This is a genomic window from Microbacterium sp. 10L49, assembly GCF_056395125.1.
The window spans coordinates 676,433-694,782 of sequence record NZ_JBFTIW010000001.1; the positions used below are offsets into that span (position 1 = coordinate 676,433).

18 protein-coding genes are annotated in these 18,350 nt (G+C 69.6%); 9 read left to right on the forward strand and 9 right to left on the reverse strand.

Annotated features, from left to right (window positions below):
* Positions 1-4: 4 nt before the first annotated feature.
* The 3 genes from AC1DCT_RS03290 to dinB all read right to left on the reverse strand — a co-directional run bounded on the left by AC1DCT_RS03290 (position 5) and on the right by dinB (position 2,235).
* Positions 5-586, reverse strand: a complete 582-nt coding sequence (locus tag AC1DCT_RS03290; protein WP_477427446.1) for a nucleoside/nucleotide kinase family protein — start codon at positions 584-586, stop codon at positions 5-7.
* The gene (locus tag AC1DCT_RS03295) at positions 570-902 is read right to left on the reverse strand and encodes a hypothetical protein (RefSeq protein WP_440731959.1); all 333 of its coding nucleotides are present in this window, start codon (positions 900-902) and stop codon (positions 570-572) included. The genes AC1DCT_RS03290 and AC1DCT_RS03295 overlap by 17 nt, the downstream gene beginning before the upstream one ends.
* A 79-nt stretch (positions 903-981) precedes the next feature.
* On the reverse strand, positions 982-2,235 hold the full coding sequence (gene dinB, locus AC1DCT_RS03300) for a DNA polymerase IV (RefSeq protein WP_440731960.1): 1,254 nt from the start codon (positions 2,233-2,235) through the stop codon (positions 982-984).
* A 126-nt stretch (positions 2,236-2,361) separates the two neighbouring features.
* Here dinB and AC1DCT_RS03305 point away from each other — a divergent pair, with 126 nt between their 5' ends.
* Both AC1DCT_RS03305 and AC1DCT_RS03310 read left to right on the forward strand, forming a co-directional pair.
* The gene (locus AC1DCT_RS03305; protein WP_440731961.1) at positions 2,362-2,736 is read left to right on the forward strand and encodes an SPW repeat protein; all 375 of its coding nucleotides are present in this window, start codon (positions 2,362-2,364) and stop codon (positions 2,734-2,736) included.
* A 67-nt stretch (positions 2,737-2,803) separates the two neighbouring features.
* Positions 2,804-3,424, forward strand: a complete 621-nt coding sequence (locus tag AC1DCT_RS03310) for a TetR/AcrR family transcriptional regulator (RefSeq protein WP_477228988.1) — start codon at positions 2,804-2,806, stop codon at positions 3,422-3,424.
* A gap of 36 nt (positions 3,425-3,460) precedes the next feature.
* Here AC1DCT_RS03310 and gatB read toward each other — a convergent pair whose 3' ends face one another.
* The 5 genes from gatB to AC1DCT_RS03335 form a co-directional block, all read right to left on the reverse strand.
* Positions 3,461-4,975, reverse strand: coding sequence for an Asp-tRNA(Asn)/Glu-tRNA(Gln) amidotransferase subunit GatB (gene gatB, locus AC1DCT_RS03315; RefSeq protein ID WP_477427448.1), 1,515 nt, complete (start codon positions 4,973-4,975; stop codon positions 3,461-3,463).
* A complete protein-coding gene (gene gatA / locus AC1DCT_RS03320) occupies positions 4,975-6,510 on the reverse strand; it encodes an Asp-tRNA(Asn)/Glu-tRNA(Gln) amidotransferase subunit GatA (RefSeq protein WP_441978241.1) in 1,536 nt (511 codons plus the stop codon). Before gatA ends, gatB begins: the two co-directional genes overlap by 1 nt.
* On the reverse strand, positions 6,507-6,806 hold the full coding sequence (gene gatC / locus AC1DCT_RS03325) for an Asp-tRNA(Asn)/Glu-tRNA(Gln) amidotransferase subunit GatC (protein ID WP_477427450.1): 300 nt from the start codon (positions 6,804-6,806) through the stop codon (positions 6,507-6,509). The genes gatA and gatC overlap by 4 nt, the downstream gene beginning before the upstream one ends.
* A gap of 66 nt (positions 6,807-6,872) precedes the next feature.
* Positions 6,873-7,661 (reverse strand): cache domain-containing protein, encoded by a 789-nt coding sequence (locus tag AC1DCT_RS03330; RefSeq protein WP_477427452.1) that lies wholly within the window; start codon positions 7,659-7,661, stop codon positions 6,873-6,875.
* A 29-nt stretch (positions 7,662-7,690) separates the two neighbouring features.
* Positions 7,691-8,467, reverse strand: a complete 777-nt coding sequence (locus AC1DCT_RS03335; RefSeq protein WP_440731967.1) for a FadR/GntR family transcriptional regulator — start codon at positions 8,465-8,467, stop codon at positions 7,691-7,693.
* 120 nt (positions 8,468-8,587) lie between these two features.
* Here AC1DCT_RS03335 and AC1DCT_RS03340 point away from each other — a divergent pair, with 120 nt between their 5' ends.
* From AC1DCT_RS03340 to AC1DCT_RS03365, 6 genes are all read left to right on the forward strand, one after another.
* Positions 8,588-9,670, forward strand: a complete 1,083-nt coding sequence (locus AC1DCT_RS03340; protein WP_440731968.1) for an ABC transporter ATP-binding protein — start codon at positions 8,588-8,590, stop codon at positions 9,668-9,670.
* Positions 9,671-9,716: 46 nt separating this feature from the next.
* Positions 9,717-10,892 (forward strand): ABC transporter substrate-binding protein, encoded by a 1,176-nt coding sequence (locus tag AC1DCT_RS03345; RefSeq protein WP_441978238.1) that lies wholly within the window; start codon positions 9,717-9,719, stop codon positions 10,890-10,892.
* A gap of 62 nt (positions 10,893-10,954) precedes the next feature.
* Positions 10,955-11,881 (forward strand): ABC transporter permease, encoded by a 927-nt coding sequence (locus tag AC1DCT_RS03350; RefSeq protein WP_440731970.1) that lies wholly within the window; start codon positions 10,955-10,957, stop codon positions 11,879-11,881.
* Positions 11,882-11,889: 8 nt separating this feature from the next.
* Positions 11,890-12,690: an ABC transporter permease gene (locus tag AC1DCT_RS03355; protein ID WP_477228983.1), complete on the forward strand. Its 801-nt coding sequence runs from the start codon at positions 11,890-11,892 to the stop codon at positions 12,688-12,690.
* 75 nt (positions 12,691-12,765) lie between these two features.
* Positions 12,766-14,466 (forward strand): long-chain-fatty-acid--CoA ligase, encoded by a 1,701-nt coding sequence (locus AC1DCT_RS03360; RefSeq protein WP_477427454.1) that lies wholly within the window; start codon positions 12,766-12,768, stop codon positions 14,464-14,466.
* On the forward strand, positions 14,463-15,257 hold the full coding sequence (locus AC1DCT_RS03365; RefSeq protein ID WP_477228981.1) for a glycosyltransferase family 2 protein: 795 nt from the start codon (positions 14,463-14,465) through the stop codon (positions 15,255-15,257). The genes AC1DCT_RS03360 and AC1DCT_RS03365 overlap by 4 nt, the downstream gene beginning before the upstream one ends.
* Here AC1DCT_RS03365 and AC1DCT_RS03370 read toward each other — a convergent pair.
* Positions 15,236-16,129 (reverse strand): alpha/beta fold hydrolase, encoded by an 894-nt coding sequence (locus tag AC1DCT_RS03370; RefSeq protein WP_441978234.1) that lies wholly within the window; start codon positions 16,127-16,129, stop codon positions 15,236-15,238. The genes AC1DCT_RS03365 and AC1DCT_RS03370 overlap by 22 nt on opposite strands.
* A gap of 91 nt (positions 16,130-16,220) precedes the next feature.
* Between AC1DCT_RS03370 and AC1DCT_RS03375 the strand changes: the two genes are divergently transcribed.
* Positions 16,221-18,149, forward strand: coding sequence for a DEAD/DEAH box helicase (locus AC1DCT_RS03375; RefSeq protein WP_441978233.1), 1,929 nt, complete (start codon positions 16,221-16,223; stop codon positions 18,147-18,149).
* Positions 18,150-18,350 lie beyond the last annotated feature (201 nt).

Consider the following 18,350-nt stretch of genomic DNA (forward strand, 5'->3'; position numbering starts at 1 on the left):
CCGGCTACGGAATCGAGACCACCAGCGTGGCGTACCCGATCGGGTCGTCTCGGCGGATGTGCGCGACCTCCTGCTTCGCCCAGCGTTCCCAGTGCGGGCGGAACAGCTCGCCATCCCGATCCAATGCCCGGCGCTTGCGGCTCGCCTCGGGAGATTCGACCCACACCCGTACGTCAGCGATCCGCGCGGCTCGCGGAGTGAGGGATCCGCAGCCCTCCATGATCACTCCGCGCGAGGGGTCGACCGCATAACTCTCCGCATACTCTCCGGCCTCCCAGTCGTAGCGCTGCCACGTGCCGACGAGATCACGTCCGTGCGGACGCAGGATCTGCTCGTAAGCCCGCTCGGCGCCGGCGTCCATTCCGTCCCAGCCGGGATAGATCGAGTCCAGGGCGATCAGCTGCGGAGCGGTACGCAGCGGCCAGTGCTCGGCCAGGAGGCGCGCGAGAGTGGACTTGCCTGCTCCGCTGCGCCCATCCACGAGCACCACTGGGTTGGAGGCCTGCACGGCACGGACGGCGTCGGCGATGCGGGCGACCGCGACGCTCAGCGCGCGTGCGACCGGATCGTCACTTCTTGAGGGCACGGACGATGCGGGAGATCGCGCGTCCCGCAACCCAGACGAAGGGCACGGCGACGGCCAGTAGCGAGACCAGGTTCGGCTCGAATCGCAGCCCCTCCTCGCGGCGCACGTACACGCCGAGCGGGATCGCGATCCCGCCACCACCGCCGCCCTCGCCCTCGGCGCTGCCTTCAGCGCCGCCGGAGCCTCCGCCGAAGCCGGAGAAGGTGAGCGCGACCGGGGTGAACTGGGCGCCGTCCACCTCCTGGGGCTCGCCGTAGGCGCTCTTGACGCCGAAGGACGCGGAGTTCTTGCCAAGCTCGAGTGCGATGTGCGGCATGCGTCCACGCTAGCCCACGCCGGCGGCCTCGACCACCGGTCGCGTCCGCGTCGCGCTTGCGCACCGGCGCCTCGCCGGATCAGTCCAGACCGTGCGCGCGCGGATGCGGCGCAGACCCCCGTCCCGCACGCGCACCCAGGTGCCGCGCGCGGGTGACCATGCCGGATCCGAACTTCGCTTGCGCGCTGTCCAGCGCGTCCTCGATACGCCGCCACTCGGCATCGTCGTCCCACAGTCCGAGTGCACCGCCGGCGTCCGTGAGGCGCTCCGCTCGCACGCCGACCAGTCGCACCGGATCGCGCCTGTCGATCGCCTCGAACAGCGTGCGCGCGACCTCGCCGATGCGCTGACCCACGGACGTCGGCTCGGGAAGAGTCTGGGAGCGGCTCACCGTGGTGAAGTCGGAGAAGCGGATCTTGATCGCCACCGTGCCGGCCTCCCAGCCGGCTCGGCGCAGCCTCGCGGCGACCCGGTCTGCCAGCCGCAGCAGCTCGGAGCGCAGCGCCTCGCGATCGGAGACGTCGATGTCGAACGTCTCCTCATGCCCGACGCTCTTCTCCACGCGGTTCGTCTCGATGCTCCGCGGGTCCCGACCCTCGGCCAGTTCGCGCAGGCGCTGCGCGAGTGCGGGGCCGACCACCCGCTCGAGCGCCGACGCCGGAGTGGCGCGGATATCGCGGATGAGTCGGATGCCGCGCGACTCCAGTGATTCCGCCGTCTTCGGTCCGACGCCCCACATCGCGCGCACCGGTTTGGTGGCGAGGAAGTCGAGGGTGTCGGCGGCGGCGACGACGAGCAGGCCGTCGGGCTTGGCCATGGTCGAAGCCATCTTTGCGACGTGCTTGGTGGCGGCGACCCCCACGCTGCAGCTGATGCCGACTTCGTCCTGCACACGCTCGCGGATCATCGCGCCGATCCGCCCCGGGCTCCCCCAGAGGCGCCGCACACCGCGCACGTCGAGGAAGGCCTCGTCGATCGAGAGCGGTTCCACGAGCGGCGTGACCTGCTCGAAGATCGTCATGACCTGCTTCGACGCGTCACGGTACCTGGTGAAGTCCGGCGGCACGATCCGCGCAGCGGGGCAGAGCCGGATCGCCTGCGAGACCGGCATCGCCGAGCGCACGCCGTAGCGGCGCGCCTCGTAGGACGCGCTGGACACCACGGAGCGCCCGTCCGGGGATCCGATGATCAGCGGCAGCCCGCGCAGGGTGGGGTCGTGCAGCACCTCGACCGCCGCGTAGAACGCGTCCATGTCGACATGCAGGATCCCGGTGCCGGTGTCGTCGGCGTCGGGCGCGGAGACGATGCGCCCCGATCCGTCACCTCGTCCCATGGATCCATTCTCGCGGAGACCGCCGACATCGGATCCGCCCTCTTTGACCGGGCGGTCAATCAACGCGGTAGAATCGTGAGCGACCCCCTTTTCGGGAGCCATCTGACTGCAAGGAGGATGAGTTCGATGAAGAAGTGGACACGCTGGCAGGACTGGGTGGCGGTCGCCGCCGGTCTGGTCGCCGCTGTCGCGGGCATCTGGATGACACCCGCCATGGGCATGTCGATGACCATGATGCTCGTTCTGGGTGCGTTGATGATCGCTGCCGGGGTATGGAGCCTCGCAGCGCCCGGTCTCGTGTCGATGGAGTGGATCCTCGCCGCGATCGGAGCGCTGCTCTTCATCTCCCCATGGATCGGCTCCTACGCCGGAGATACAGGTCCCGCCTGGACCTCGTGGATCTGCGGAGCCGTCTGCGCGGTCGCGGGGCTCTGGGCGCTCGTGCCCGCCGAGAAGGCGCACCGTGCTTCGCACGGCGGCCCCACGGCGGCTCACGCGTGACCTGCGCGGCCGCACAGGGTGCGGGACGCTGGGAGGCCCCCGTCCCGCACCGTTCTGAGGAAGCATCATGACCGAGAGTCCCGATGCCGGCGACGCGCGCACCAGGATCCTCGACGCCGCCGAGACGCTTTTCGCGCGCCACGGCTTCGACGGCACATCCACCGCCCGGATCGCGCACGCCGCCGCGGTGCCCAAGGGCCTGCTCTTCTACTATTTCCCGACCAAGCCCGACATCCTCGCGGCGCTCATCGGTGAGCGACTGCGCACCACCGCCCTCGATGCGGCGCCGCTCGCGGTGCGGGGCGACCCCGTGCAGACGCTCATGAACGTGGGCGAGCGCGTTCTGCGCGACCGGGAGGCGTCGGATGTGCTGCGCGAGATCCTCTGGCACGAGTCCCACGTGCGCCCCGAGGTCGCCACTGCGCTCTCCCGCTACCGCCGAGCGCTGCACGATACGGTCGAGCGCGCGCTGGCCGCCTGCCTCCCCGCCGGTACGGATCACGGCGCGGTACGGGCCGCCGCCGACGCCTGGTCGGCGACGATCACAGCCAGGCCCCTCGAGGCCGGTGCCGAAGAGAGCCCCGATGAGCAGCGCCGCAGGCTGCACGAACCGGCCAGCCTGCGGGCGATCGCCCGCATCCTCGGCGCCGGTCTTCAGGCGGCGACGCTCAAGGGCGCCGCACTCTGAGTGCGGCGCCCTTGAGCCTGTACTGAGCCGTCGTCGCTATTGCGCGGCGCGCTCCAGGATGAGCTCGCGGACGCGTGCGGCGTCGGCCTGACCCTTCATTGCCTTCATGACGGCGCCGATGACGGCACCGGCGGCCTGGACCTTGCCGTCCTTGATCTTCGCCATCACGTCGGGCTGCGCGGCGAGGGCCTCGTCGATCGCGGCGATGAGTGCGCCGTCATCGGAGACCACGGCGAGCCCGCGCGCGTCGACGACCTGCTGCGGGGTGCCTTCGCCGGCGATGACGCCCTCGAGCACCTGTCGGGCCAGCTTGTCGGTCAGCGTGCCCGCGTCGACGAGCTGCTGCAGGGCGGCGACCGACGCCGGGTCGATCAGCGTTGCGGCGTCCACCTCGCGCTCGTTGGCGATGCGGCTGATCTCACCGGTCCACCACTTGCGCGCGGTGTCGGCGGTCGTGCCGGCGGCGATGGTCGCCTCGACCTCATCGAGCAGCCCGGCGTTCACGACGCCCTGGAACTCGATGTCGGCGAAGCCCCAGTCGGCCTTGAGCCGGCGGCGGCGTGCGACGGGCTGCTCGGGCAGCGCGGCGCGCAGCTCCTCCACCAGCTCGCGGGCCGGCTGCACGGGCAGCAGGTCGGGCTCCGGGAAGTACCGGTAGTCGTCGGCGTCGGACTTCGGGCGTCCGGGCGACGTGGTGCCGGTGTCCTCGTGCCAGTGCCGGGTCTCCTGCGTGATCGTGCCGCCGTCGGCGAGGATCGCCGCCTGGCGCTGGATCTCGTAGCGCACCGCGCGCTCCACCGAGCGCATCGAGTTGACGTTCTTCGTCTCGGTGCGGGTGCCGAGCTTCTCCTGGCCGCGGGGGCGCAGCGACACGTTCGCGTCGCAGCGCAGGTTGCCGCGTTCGAGCCGCGCCTCGGAGATGCCGAGGCCGCGCACGATGTCGCGGATCGTGGCCACGTACGCCTTGGCGATCTCGGGAGCGCGGTGCTCGGCGCCGAAGATCGGCTTGGTGACGATCTCGACGAGCGGAACGCCGGCGCGGTTGTAATCCACGAGGGAGTACTCCGCACCCTGGATGCGACCGGTCGCGCCGCCCATGTGGGTGAGCTTGCCGGCGTCCTCCTCCATGTGCGCGCGCTCGATCGGGATCGTCACGAGCGTCCCGTCTTCGAGCTCGACCTCGACCGATCCCTCGAACGCGATCGGCTCGTCGTACTGCGAGATCTGGTAGTTCTTGCCGAGGTCCGGGTAGAAGTAGTTCTTGCGCGCGAACCGGCAGGACTCGGCGATCGAGCAGCCGAGCGCGAGGCCCAGACTGATCGAGGAGCGCACAGCCGTCTCGTTCACGACCGGGAGCGATCCCGGGAGGCCCAGATCCACCGGTGCGATGAGCGTGTTCGGCCCGGCGTCGTGGTTGCGCTCGTTCGCCGGGTTGGGCGCGTCGGAGAACATCTTGGTCTCGGTGTTGAGCTCGACGTGCACCTCGAAGCCGAGCACCGGCTCGAACAGTTCGAGCGCCTTGTCGAAGTCCATGAGCTTCACGGCGGCCATCAGCGGGTTCCTCCCTGCGGTCCCTGAGCTTGTCGAAGGGTCGGTGCGCGGTCGAGCAGCGGCCCGCCCCACGCGTCGACGAGCAGCGACTCCAGCGCGGCGCCGACCCGGTACAGGCGTGCGTCCTCGCGGGCGGGGGCGAGGAACTGGATGCCGACGGGCAGCCCGTCCTCCTCGGCCAGGCCCGACGGGATCGAGATGCCCGGGACGCCGGCGAGGTTCGCCGGGATCGTGGTGAGGTCGTTGAGGTACATCTGCAGCGGATCGCCGATCTTCTCGCCGAGCTTGAACGCCGTGGTGGGCGCGGAGGGCGTGGCGATGATGTCGACCTGCGCGAACGCCGCGTCGAAATCCTGCTGGATGAGGGTGCGCACCTTCTGCGCGCTGCCGTAGTACGCGTCGTAGTACCCGGCCGACAGCGCATAGGTGCCGAGGATGATGCGACGCTTGACCTCCGGGCCGAAGCCGACCTCGCGAGTGAGCGACATGACGTCCTCGACCGTGCCGCCGCCCTCGGGCGTGACACGCAGGCCGAAGCGGACCGAGTCGAACTTGGCCAGGTTGCTCGAGGCCTCGGCGGGGAGAATCAGGTAGTACGCGGCGACGCCGTACTCGAAGTGCGGGGCGGAGATCTCCACGATCTCCGCGCCCTGGGCCTCCATCAGCTTCAGTGCGGCGTGGAAGGATCCCGCGACGCCGGACTGAAAGCCGGAGTCGGGCAGCTCCTTCACGACGCCGACCTTCAAGCCCTTGAGTACCTGTCCGGTCGCGCCCTCGCGCGCGGCCGCGGCGAACGACGGCCAGGCGTCGGGGAGCGACGTGGAGTCCTTCGGGTCGTGACCGCCGATCACGTCGTGCAGCAGGCCCGCATCGAGAACGGTTCGAGCCACAGGACCGACCTGGTCCAGGCTCGAGGCGAGGGCGATCGCGCCGTAACGGCTGACGCCGCCGTAGGTCGGCTTGATGCCGACCGTTCCGGTGACGTGCGCGGGCTGGCGGATCGAGCCCCCGGTGTCGGACCCGAGCGCGATCGGCGCCTCGAACGCGGCCACGGCGGCAGCCGAGCCACCGCCCGAGCCGCCCGGGATCCGGTCGAGGTCCCACGGGTTGTGCGTGGCCCCGTAGGCGGAGAACTCCGTGGAGGAGCCCATCGCGAACTCGTCCATGTTGGTCTTCCCGATGCCGATGAGCCCGGCCGCCCGCGCACGGGCGACGACCGTCGCATCGAACGGCGACCGGTATCCCTCGAGGATCCGGGATCCGCTCGTGGACGGCTGGTCGGTCGTGACGAGCACGTCCTTGATGGCGAGCGGCACTCCGGCGAGTTCGCCCAGGTCCTCCCCCGCGGCGCGGCGGCGGTCGACGTCGGCCGCCGCGTCCAGCGCGTGCTCGTTGACGTGCAGGAAGGCGTGCACATCGCCGTCGACGGCAGCGATGCGGTCGAGGTGGGCCTGCGTCGCCTCGACGCTCGACACCTCTCCGGCGGCGAGCTTGGCACCGAGCTCGGCGGCGGTCCAGCGGATGATCTCGCTCACTGCTGCTCCCCCAGGATCGCGGTGACCCGGAAGCGGTCCCCGTCGGCGTCGGGCGCATTCTGCAGCGCCTGCGCGGTGGTGAGGGTCTGGCCCACGACGTCCTCGCGGAAGACGTTGTGCATCGCGATCGGGTGGCTCGTGGGCTCGACGTCGGGCGTCGCCACCTCCGACACCTTCGCGATGTTGTCGACGATGGCGTCCAGCTGACCGGTCAGCTGCGTCACCTCGTCGTCGGAGAGCTGGATGCGCGCGAGCACGCCGAGATGGCGTACGAGATCAGGGGTGATTTCAGACACCAGGACAGTCTAGCCAGCGGGCGTCGCCCGCCCCGCCGCGGCGGCGGGCCCCTGACGCACCCTGCCTCAGTCCTGCAGCACGAGGAAGAGTGCGGTGTCCCCGCACCGCACGACCCGCGTTCCCTCGCCGCCACCCGCCGACAGGGCGCTCTCGCGCAGGGCGGTGAGCGCACTCTGCACGTCCTGCCCCCGCAGCAGGGTCCCGGTCACACGGTGCGAGTCGCTCGAGGCGACCACCCGGCCCGATCCGTTCACGACCGTGCCGGTGCCGGCCGCCTCCCGCAGGATCGGCAGGATCACGCGCTCCAGCCGCGACACGTGCACGTCGATGCCGACCACACCGACCATCCGCCCGTCGTGCATGACGGGGGTCGTCACCGTGACCGTGTAGTCGTCGGTGCACAGGTAGTCGACGTAGGGGCCGGTGACGTGGCGCTCGCCGGTGCGCTCCGGCACCCGCCACCACTCCAGCTGGCGGTAGTCGCGGAACTGATCCGACTCCGGGTCGTTCACCGCCTCCAGACGTCGCACGCCGCCGCGATCGCCGCGATCGAGGCCGTGGATCTCGCGCAGCCACCATGCCAGATGCCAGGGCGCATCGGCGAGGAGCCCTGGGGTCGCGACGAAACCGGCCCCGGTGACGAGTCCTCCCGGCGCCTCCAGAGCCGGTCGTGCCAGGGCATCCATGAAGGGATCCAGCGCCGCGACGGCGGGGGCAGTGCCCTGCACCGCGAAACCGTGGAACTCGTCCTGAACGGCGGTGCGCCATCCTTCCACGAGCGCGAACAGGGGCGCGAACGTGCCTTCGATGCGCTCGGCGATGCGTGCGTCATACTCGGCGACAGTGCCGGTCATCTCGCGCTCCTTCTTCGTGTGTTCCGGTGTCACGCCCGCGCGGGCGTGGTGGTCTCTGCCGCGGCTTCCAGCCGAGACTTCTCGTCCAGCAGCCATTCGACGCCACTGGCGATGCGACGCACCGCGATCGCCCTGGCCCCCTCGGTGTCGGCGGCGCCGATGGCATCGAGTTCAGCACGTCGGGCGGCGCGGCTGCGGATCCGATTGTCCTCCTCGCGCAGGCCCAACCAGATCAGCGAACCGATCTCGGCCTGCAGACGGAGCTCTTCACGCACGAGTCTCGGCGATTGACTGAGGGCCGCGACCTCGAGCTGGAACCGGGCGACGGCGCGGCGCGCGGCGCCCATCGTGGAGAGGTCCTCGTGCTCCTCGAGCTCGCGCAGTCCCTGCACGTCGTCGTCACCGGCACGGTCGGCGGCGAGTTCCGCGGCCATGCCCGCGATCGCGGCATAGTGCGTGGACGCGTCCCGCAGCTCGACGCGACTGATCGCCCTGATGCGCTCATCGGTGAAGCGACGCGCGGTGTCCGGGTCGAAGGTGACGAAGCTCCCGCCGTCGCGACCGCGCCTGGTCTCGATCAAGCCGGCATCGCGCAGCGCTTCCAGTGCCTCACGGGCGGTGACGACGGCGACGCCGAGCCGGCGCCCCAGCTGCGACTCGCTCGGCAGCCGCTCTCCGTCGTGCAGCACGCCTGACGTGATCGCGTCCTGCAGGCGGCGCTCCACGATCTCGGCCCGACCGATGTCCGACAGCGGCGCGAAGACGGCCGACCGCGCGGGGTCCACACCTGCCGACACCTGTGCCACGCCGCTCTCCTTCCAGGCTCCTGACACGACGGTAACACGGGTGTTGACAAAATCCTCTGTTCCCATATGATTCCATTCATCTACTAACAGAGGATTAGTCCTCGCATCGAAGGAGATGTGATGGCGGACAAGCCCGTCGCGATCAGACTCACCGGACTCACCCGTTCATTCGGATCCGTCACTGCCGTCGACGGCGTGGATCTGGAGATCGCCGAAGGAGAGTTCTTCTCCATGCTCGGACCGTCCGGATCCGGCAAGACCACCGTGCTGCGCCTCATCGCCGGTTTCGAGCAGCCCACGGAGGGAACCGTGGAGTTGTTCGGGGAGGACGTGACGGCCAAGGCGCCGTTCGACCGGGACGTGAACACGGTGTTTCAGGACTACGCGCTGTTCCCGCACATGACCGTGCTCGACAACGTCGCCTATGGCCTGCGGGTGCGCGGCATGCGCACCAAGGAACGTCGCGAGCGCGCGCGAAAAGCGCTCGCCAGCGTGCGCCTCGAGCACGTCGCGGATCGCAAGCCCAGCCAGCTCTCCGGCGGACAACGGCAGCGCGTCGCGCTCGCCCGCGCCACGGTCGTCGAGCCGAAGGTGCTGCTGCTGGACGAGCCGCTGGGCGCGCTGGATCTGAAGCTGCGCGAGCAGATGCAGGTCGAGCTGAAGCAGATCCAGCGCGATCTCGGCATCACGTTCATCTTCGTCACCCATGACCAGGAGGAGGCGCTGACGCTGTCGGACCGCATCGCGGTCTTCAGCGCGGGGCGGATCGAGCAGCTGGGCACGCCGTTCGAGCTCTACGAGAAGCCCGTCTCGCGATTCGTCGCCGACTTCGTGGGCACCTCGAATCTGTTCGACGACGTGACGAGCGAGCTCGTGCTCGGCCGCACCGGTCACCATTCGCTGCGCCCCGAGAAGCTCGCGGTCTCCCCTGCCCCTTCTGTCGAGCCCGGCTACCGCTCCGCTCCGGGCGTCCTCGCGGAGGCCATCTATCTCGGCTCCGGCGTGCGCCTCGTGGTCGACCTCGATCAGGGCCCCCGGGTCACGGTCCTGGAGCAGAACGTCGGCGGGCGCGCGCACGGCGCCCACGGCGACCGGGTCTTCGTCTCCTGGCGCGACGTGGATCTCGTCGCTCTCGACAACGCCCCGGCCGCGGAGCAGAACGAGACTCCCTCCCGCACCATCCGCACGGCCGGCGCCCGCTGACCGGCATCTCTCGCACCCCGCACGCAGAAGAACGAAGGAGTATCCCATGCGAAAGAACACGCTCAAAGCCCTCGTGGCCATCGGCCTCTCCACGGCCGTCATCGCCGCCCTGTCCGGCTGCGGCACGGCTGGGTCCGGTGGCGGTGCCGCCGCCGGGCCGGTCGACAAGCTCGGCAAGACCGAAGGCGCGGTCAAGATCCTGGCGTGGCCGGGCTACGTGGAGGACGGCTCGAACGATCCGAACGTCGACTGGGTCTCCGATTTCACCAAGGCCACCGGCTGCAAGGTCGAGGCGAAGACCTTCGGTACGTCCGACGAGGCGCTGAACCTCATGAAGACCGGCGACTACGACGTGGTGTCCGCATCCGGTGATGCCTCGCTGCGTCTCATCGCCTCGGGCGACGTGGCAGAGGTCAACACGAAGCTGCTGAAGAACTACGACGGCATCTTCCCGTTCCTCAAGGATCGCGCCTGGAACACCGTCGACGGAAAGCACTACGGCGTCCCGCACGGCTACGGCGCCAACCTGCTGCTGTACAACACCGACACGTTCCCGACCGCACCCACCTCCTGGGATGTCGTCTTCGACAAGGCCTCGGAGCACAAGGGCAAGATCACCGCCTACGACTCCCCGATCTACATCGCCGACGCCGCGGTCTACCTCATGGCGCACAAGCCCGAGCTCAAGATCACGAACCCCTACGCGCTGGACCAGAAGCAGTTCGATGCGGCGGTCTCCCTGCTCAAGGAGCAGCGGCCGAACATCAGCGAGTACTGGGGCGACTACCTCAAGGAGGTCCAGTCGTTCCAGTCCGGCGACAGCGTCGCCGGCACCACCTGGCAGGTGATCCAGAACACGCTCGAGGGCGAGGGCGCCAAGACCGCCGTCGTGCTGCCCGAGGAGGGCGCGACCGGCTGGAGCGATACCTGGATGATCTCCTCCAAGGCGAAGAACCCGAACTGCGCGTACGCCTGGCTGGACTACATCTCCAGCCCGAAGGCGAACGCGGCGGCCACCGCCTACTTCGGCGAGGCCCCCTCGAGCGACAAGGCCTGCGACTTCCGCGACGACTGCGCGTCGTATCACGCGGGCGACGCGGACTACGCCAAGAAGATCTGGTACTGGACCACCCCCATCGCGAAGTGCCTGGACGGCCGCACCGACGTGAAGTGCATCGACTACGCCGGCTGGACCACAGCCTGGCAGCAGATCCGGAACTGATCGGATCCGGTCGCCCGGGGCATTGCGCTCCGGGCGACCGGGCCGGGATTCGAAAGGCCGTCATGAGCACCATCGCACCGGCGAAGACACCGCCGCGCACACCGATCCCGTTCCCGCGCCGCACTGCGGCGCGACGTGGATCCGTCTACCTCTCCGCGCATCCGCGCGCTCGGCTCGCCCTCCTGCTGTCCGCCCCGCTGTTCTGGCTGGGAGCGGTGTACGTCGTCGCATTGGCGCTGCTGCTGGTCACCGCGTTCTGGACCACCGACACGTACACGGGGCAGATCCGCACCGAGTTCACCCTCGACAACGTGGTGACGGTCGTCACCGACGCGTTCTACCAGGGCATCACGCTGCGCACAGTGGGGATCGCCCTCGCCGTCACCGCGATCGACGTGGCCCTCGCGCTGCCGATCGCCTACTTCATGGCGATGGTCGCCTCCCCGGCCTTGCAGCGCACCCTCGTGGTGCTGGTGCTGACCCCGCTGTGGGCGTCATATCTCGTGAAGGCGTTCGCCTGGCGCTCCGTGCTCTCCAGCGACGGCATCCTGGACTGGCTGCTGCGACCGCTCGGCGGGCATACGCCCGGATACGGCATCGCCGCGACGATCATCACGCTGTCGTACCTGTGGTTGCCGTACGTGATCCTCCCGATCTACGCCGGACTGGAGCGGGTGCCGAGCTCTCTGCTCGAGGCCTCCGGCGACCTGGGCGGACGGAGCTGGGCGACCCTGCGTCTGGTCGTGTGGCCGATGGCGCTGCCCGCGATCATCGCCGGCACCATCTTCAGCTTCTCGCTGTCGCTGGGCGACTACATCACGATCGGCATCGTCGGCGGGGGCGCCCAGATGCTCGGCACGCTCGTCTACCAGGACATCGGCGCGGCGAACAACCTGCCGCTCGCGAGCGCGATCGCACTCATCCCGATCGTCATCATCTTCGGCTACCTGTTCCTCGTGCGCCGCACCGGCGCCCTGGACAACCTGTAGGAGTCACCGTGCGCATCTCCCTCGGAACCAGGGTCGCTCTCGGCATCATCACCGCCGTGATCCTCGCGGTCGTGTACGTGCCGCTGGTGGTCGTGCTGATCAACTCGTTCTCGACGTCGTCCTCGCTCACCTGGCCGCCACCCGGCCTCACGCTGGAGTGGTGGGGCCGGGCGTTCCGCAGCGACGGCGCGCTCGAAGCCGTCGGCACCAGCGCGCTCGTCGCGCTGATCTCCTCGGCCCTCGCGCTCGTCCTCGGTACGATGCTGTCGTTCGCGCTGCAGCGGTTCTCGTTCTTCGGCCGCACGACGGTGAACCTCCTCGTGATCCTGCCGATCGCACTGCCGGGCATCATCACCGGCATCGCGCTGAACAACCTGTTCCGCACGATCCTCGGGGTGCCGCTGTCGATCTGGACCGTGATCATCGCGCACACCACGTTCTGCATCGTCACCGTGTTCAACAACGCCGTGGCCAGACTGCGGCGCATGGGCACCTCGTTCGAGGAGGCCTCGGCCGATCTCGGCGCCGGAATCTGGACGACGTTCCGCCTGGTCACCTTCCCGCAGCTGCGCTCCGCCCTGCTCACCGGCGGCCTGCTCGCCTTCGCGCTATCGTTCGACGAGATCGTGGTGACCACGTTCACCGCCGGATCCGGGGTGCGCACCCTGCCGATGTTCATCATCGACAACGTCGCCCGCCCCAACCAGGCTCCAATCGTGTCCGTGATCGCGGTGGTGCTGATCGTCGTCTCGATCGTGCCGATCGCCCTGGCACAGAAACTCTCCGGCAGCGAGCAGCAACGCCGGTGAGACGTCCCGGGCGGCGCGGAGGGGGTTGCGCCGCCCGGGATCGTGCATCCTCCAGGGGCGGCATAGGCTGAGCGCGTGACGACGTTCGTTCCTCCGCGCCCATGGACCGCCAGCTACGCCGAGGGGGTGCCGGAGGACCTCGCGGAGGTATCCGGATCCCTCGTCGACATCGTGGAGGCATCCGCGCGCGACTACCCGAATGCACCCGCGCTGCAGTTCTTCGGCCGCACCACCTCCTATCGCGACCTGCAGTCCTCCATCGAGCGCGCGGCGTCGGGCCTGAAGGCGCTCGGCGTCAAGGCCGGAGATCCGGTCGCGATCGTGCTGCCGAACTGCCCGCAGCACATCGTCGCGTTTTATGCGGTGCTGCGCCTGGGCGCCGTCGTCGTCGAGCACAACCCGCTGTACACGCCCCGCGAGCTGCGCAAGCAGTTCGAGGACCATGGCGCGAAGCACGCGATCGTCTGGAACAAGGTCGTCGCGTCCGTCCAGGAGTTCCCCTCGGACCTCGCCATGACGAACCTCATCTCGGTCGATGTGACGCGCGCGATGCCTGCCCTCACCCGCTTCGCACTGCGGCTGCCGATCGCCAAGGCTCGCGAGTCTCGCGACGCCCTCACATCCAAGGTTCGCGGCACGGGGACGTGGGAGTCGGTGGTCGGGTACGCCCCGCTCCCCACCACGCATGCGCGCCCTGCGACCGACGACCTCGCCATCATCCAGTACACGTCGGGTACCACCGGGACGCCGAAGGGCGCCTCCCTGACGCACCGCAACCTGCTCGCCAACGCCGCACAGGCGCAGGCCTGGGTGCCGTCGATCACGCGCGGCGACGGCTGCGTCGTCTACGCGGTCCTGCCGATGTTCCACGCCTACGGGCTGACGCTGTGCCTCACGTTCGCGATGTCGATGGGCGCGCGGCTGGTCCTGTTCCCGAAGTTCGATCCGGATCTGGTGCTCGACGTGGTGAAGAAGCACCCGGCGACGTTCCTTCCGCTCGTGCCGCCCATTGCGGACCGCCTGTTGAAAGCGGCCACCGAGAAAGGCGTGTCGCTCGCGGGCATCGAGGTCGCGATCTCGGGTGCGATGGCGCTGCCGCACGAGCTCGTCGTGCCGTTCGAACAGGCCACGGACGGCTACCTCGTCGAGGGCTACGGCCTCAGCGAGTGCTCCCCCGTGCTGATGGCGAACCCCGTCGCGGACAACCGCGTGCCCGGCACCGTGGGGCTTCCCCTGCCCGGCACCGAGTGCCGCGTGGTCGATCCCGATCAGCCGTCGAACGATGTCGAGCCGGGGCAGCCCGGGGAGCTGATCGTCCGCGGGCCGCAGGTGTTCTCCGGCTACTACGGAAAGCCGGAGGAGACCGAGGCCGTGTTCGTCGATAGCTGGTTCCGCACCGGCGACATCGTCACGATCGACGAGGGCGGGTTCGTGCGCATCGTCGATCGGATCAAGGAGCTCATCATCACCGGCGGCTTCAACGTCGCCCCCACCGAGGTGGAGGGCGCGCTGCGCCAGCACCCCGATGTCGTGGATGCCGCGGTGGTGGGACTTCCCAACGAGCACTCCGGCGAGGAGGTCGTCGCGGCGATCGTCGTGGATCCGGGCACGGACGTCGACGTGGAGGCGGTCCGCGAGTTCGCCCGCGGGATCCTCACGCCGTACAAGGTGCCGCGCCGCATCTTCGTGGTCGACGAACTGCCGAAGTCACTGATCGGCAAGGTGCTGCGGCGCCAGGTCAAGGAGCGGCTGATCGCGCTGAGCACCGGCGTGTGAGCGTGCCGGACGCCGCGCTTCCGGGGGAGGATACGCGCACGACGATCAGTGTGGTGATCCCCTGCCGTGATGACGCGCCCTTCCTCGCACGCTGTCTCCGCGCTCTGACCGCGCAGACACGGCCCGCGGACGAGATCATCGTGGTCGACAACGGCAGCTCCGACGATTCGGGCCGCATCGCCGCCGCCGCCGGCGCCACGGTCATCTCCGAGCCCGTCATCGGGATCCCGCGTGCCGCGGCGGCCGGCTACGACGCGGCTCGCCACGAGGTGATCGCCCGGCTGGACGCGGACTCGGTGCCGGGCCAGGACTGGCTGGCCCGCATCGAACGGGGCATGGCGAGCCACGACGTCGACTTCATCACCGGCACGGCGCACTTCTACGGCGGCAACCCGGCCATCCGCTGGATCGGCCGCCACCTCTACATCGGCGCCATGTACGTCGTGCTCACCCCGCTTCTCGGGCATGCACCGCTGTTCGGCTCCAATATGGCGATGCGTGCGACGGCCTGGCACGAGCTGTCCGCAGGATTCCACCGCTCGGAAGACCGGATCCACGACGACCTCGACCTCTCGCTGCACATCCGGCCCGGCATGAGAGTGCTGCACGACACGGACCTTGTGGTGCTGGTCTCCGCGCGCCCCTTCGAGAACTGGCGCTCCCTGCGTCGGCGCCTGGACCGGGTGCTGCCGACCATGCGCCTGCATTGGCCACAAGAGGCGCCCTGGCATCGCCTTCCCGCCCGGCGCCGGGCGCGGAAGGCCGACGTTCACTCCTCGATACGGGAGTAGAGCGAGAGCAGGTCGGCGCACAGCTGGTGCGGCGTGGTCTCGCACGGGCTGTGCCCGGTGTCGTAGACGTGAAGCTCGGCGCCGATATCGCTCGCATAACGCTCATGCGCCGCGACCGGCCACAGGTCGTGGGTGCCGGTGGCCACGAGCTTCGGCATCGGCAGGGCGCGGACCGCGGCGCGCAGGTCGAGTGCCCGCATCATCAGCCCCACCATGTCGTCCACGCTGCTGCGCCGGGTGAAGGCGAACCGGGAGCGCACGAAGGCGAGCCGGCCGGGACGAACCCGGTTCAGATTCCACCGCACCCCCCAGATCAGCAGCGCCGCCCCGGTCCGAGGGCCGGCCAGCCCCGCGATCGGCCCCAGCACCTTCATGCTGCGGAAGACGTTCCCGGTGGCCGGCGGCGTGGTCAGCAGCGCCAGGGATCGCACCAATTCGGGGTGACGCACCGCGACGCGCTGCGCGAGCATGCCGCCGAAGGAATAGCCCAGCAGGTGCGCAGGTCCGCCGTCTCGGAGGAAGGCCACCAGGTCGCGGTCGAACAGCTCGTCGGTGTAGGGCTCCCCCGCCGGCGGGCCCGCCGCAGCGGACCCGTATTGTCCCGCCAGATCGAAGGACTCCACCCGGTAGCCCGCGGCGGCGAGATCGGGGAGCATGAGGGCGAAGTCCTCCTTCGAGCCCGTGGCACCGGGCACCAATACGATGCGCCCGCGCGCCGGCTCACCGAAGGCGACCGCGGCCAGCGAACCGCTCGGCGCAGCGAAGGATGAGACTACGGCGCCCGGGGGCGGCACTGACCAGTCGATGTCCTCCAGGCGGGCGTCGCGCTCGATCGCCTCGGCACGGTCGGCGGGGGCAGCGGACGCGGTCATGATCCGACGGTATCGCCCCATTCGTGGTTCCGATGGAGCCGGCATCGCACGACGCCAGGCGCTGCCCAGGCGCAGGGACTATCGTTGGCGGGTGACTGCTGACGATATCGCCGCTACCGAGCCCGCCCCCGAGACGCCGTCCGAGGCTCCTGAGACTCCCGGCTTCGAGGAGCTGGGGGTCACCGGACCCGTCCTCGCCGCCGTCAAGGCGCTCGGCTACGAGACGCCGTCGGCCATCCAGCGCGAGACGATTCCGCTGCTGCTCGGCGGCCGCGACGTGCTGGGCACGGCGCAGACGGGAACGGGCAAGACCGCAGCGTTCGCTCTGCCGATCCTGGAGAACCTGGACCTGCAGCAGAAGAAGCCTCAGGCGCTGGTGCTCGCCCCGACCCGCGAGCTCGCTCTGCAGGTTGCCGAGGCGTTCGAGTCCTATGCCGCGAAGATCCCCGGCGTGCACCTGCTGCCTGTTTACGGCGGTCAGGGCTATGGCGTGCAGCTGTCGGCGCTGCGCCGAGGCGTGCACATCGTCGTGGGTACGCCAGGACGCATCATGGACCACCTCGCCAAGGGCACCCTCGACCTGTCGGAGCTGAAGAACCTGGTGCTCGATGAGGCCGACGAGATGCTGAAGATGGGCTTCGCCGAGGATGTCGAGCAGATCCTCGCGCAGACACCCGACACCAAGCAGGTGGCACTGTTCTCGGCGACCATGCCCGCCACGATCCGCCGCCTCGCGCAGCAGTACCTGCACGATCCGGCGGAGATCTCGGTCAAGGGCAAGACCACGACCAACGCGAACATCACGCAGCGCTATCTCGTCGTGTCGTATGCGCAGAAAGTCGACGCGCTCACCCGGATCCTCGAGGTGGAGAACTTCGAGGGCATGATCGTCTTCGTCCGCACCAAGAACGAGACCGAGACGCTCGCCGAGAAGCTCCGCGCACGCGGATACTCCGCCGCCGCGATCAACGGCGACATCCCGCAGCCTCAGCGCGAGCGCACCGTCGGCCAGCTCAAGGACGGCAAGCTCGACATCCTCGTCGCCACCGACGTCGCCGCCCGAGGTCTCGACGTCGAGCGGATCAGCCACGTCGTGAACTTCGACATCCCGACCGACACCGAGTCCTACGTGCACCGCATCGGCCGCACGGGTCGCGCGGGCCGCTCCGGCGACGCGATCAGCTTCATCACGCCGCGCGAGCGCTACCTGCTCAAGCACATCGAGCGCGCCACACGCCAGCAGCCCACGCAGATGCAGCTGCCCACGACGGAGGACGTGAACAGCACGCGTCTCGCGCGCTTCGACGACGCGATCACCGCGGCGCTCGAGGAGACGAGCCGCATCGAGGGCTTCCGCGACATCATCGCCCATTACGTGCGCAACCACGACGTGCCGGAGGCCGATGTGGCCGCGGCGCTCGCGGTCGTCGCGCAGGGCGCGACCCCGCTGCTGCTGGACCCGGCGACCGACGCGCTGTCGGCCGCTGTGGCTGCCGACAACCGTCCGCAGCGCGAGCGCACGGAGCGCACGGGTGGACGCGACTCCCGGGAACGTGACGATCGCGGCGCCCGTCCGGAACGGCGAAGCCGTGGCGACTACACGCCGTACCGGATCGAGGTCGGCCGCCGTCACCGTGTCGAGCCCCGACAGATCGTCGGCGCCCTCGCGAACGAGGGCGGCCTCGGCCGCGACGACTTCGGCGCGATCACGATCCGTCCGGACTTCTCCATCGTCGAGCTCCCGTCCACCCTGGACTCCTCAGTGCTGGACCGCCTGCGCGACACTCGCATCTCGGGCCGGCTCATCGAGATCCAGCGCGATTCGGGCCGCCCGAACCGGGGCCCGCGCCGTGACGACCGTGGCCGGGACGACCGTGCCTACGGCGACCGTCCACGCCGTTCATACGAGAGCGGTTCCGGGGACCGTGGCTATGGGGACCGTGCGCGCCGCGACGACGCCCCGCAGGATGGCGGCCGCACGGACGACCGGCCGCCGCGCAAGCCGCGCCACAAGGACTGAGTCCCACTCGTATGCCCGGCCCTCGCGCCGGGCATACGGCTTTCTGCCGTGCGCACGGAGACGCGCCGCGTGCGCGAGTGCACGGTCTGTTGCCGACTGCACGAGAAGTCGACGCGTAGAACTCGTGCATTCGACGCGATCCCGTGCACTCGACGAAATCCGGTGTGAGCGGCACGAGCGCGGGCACTCAGCAGGATCCAC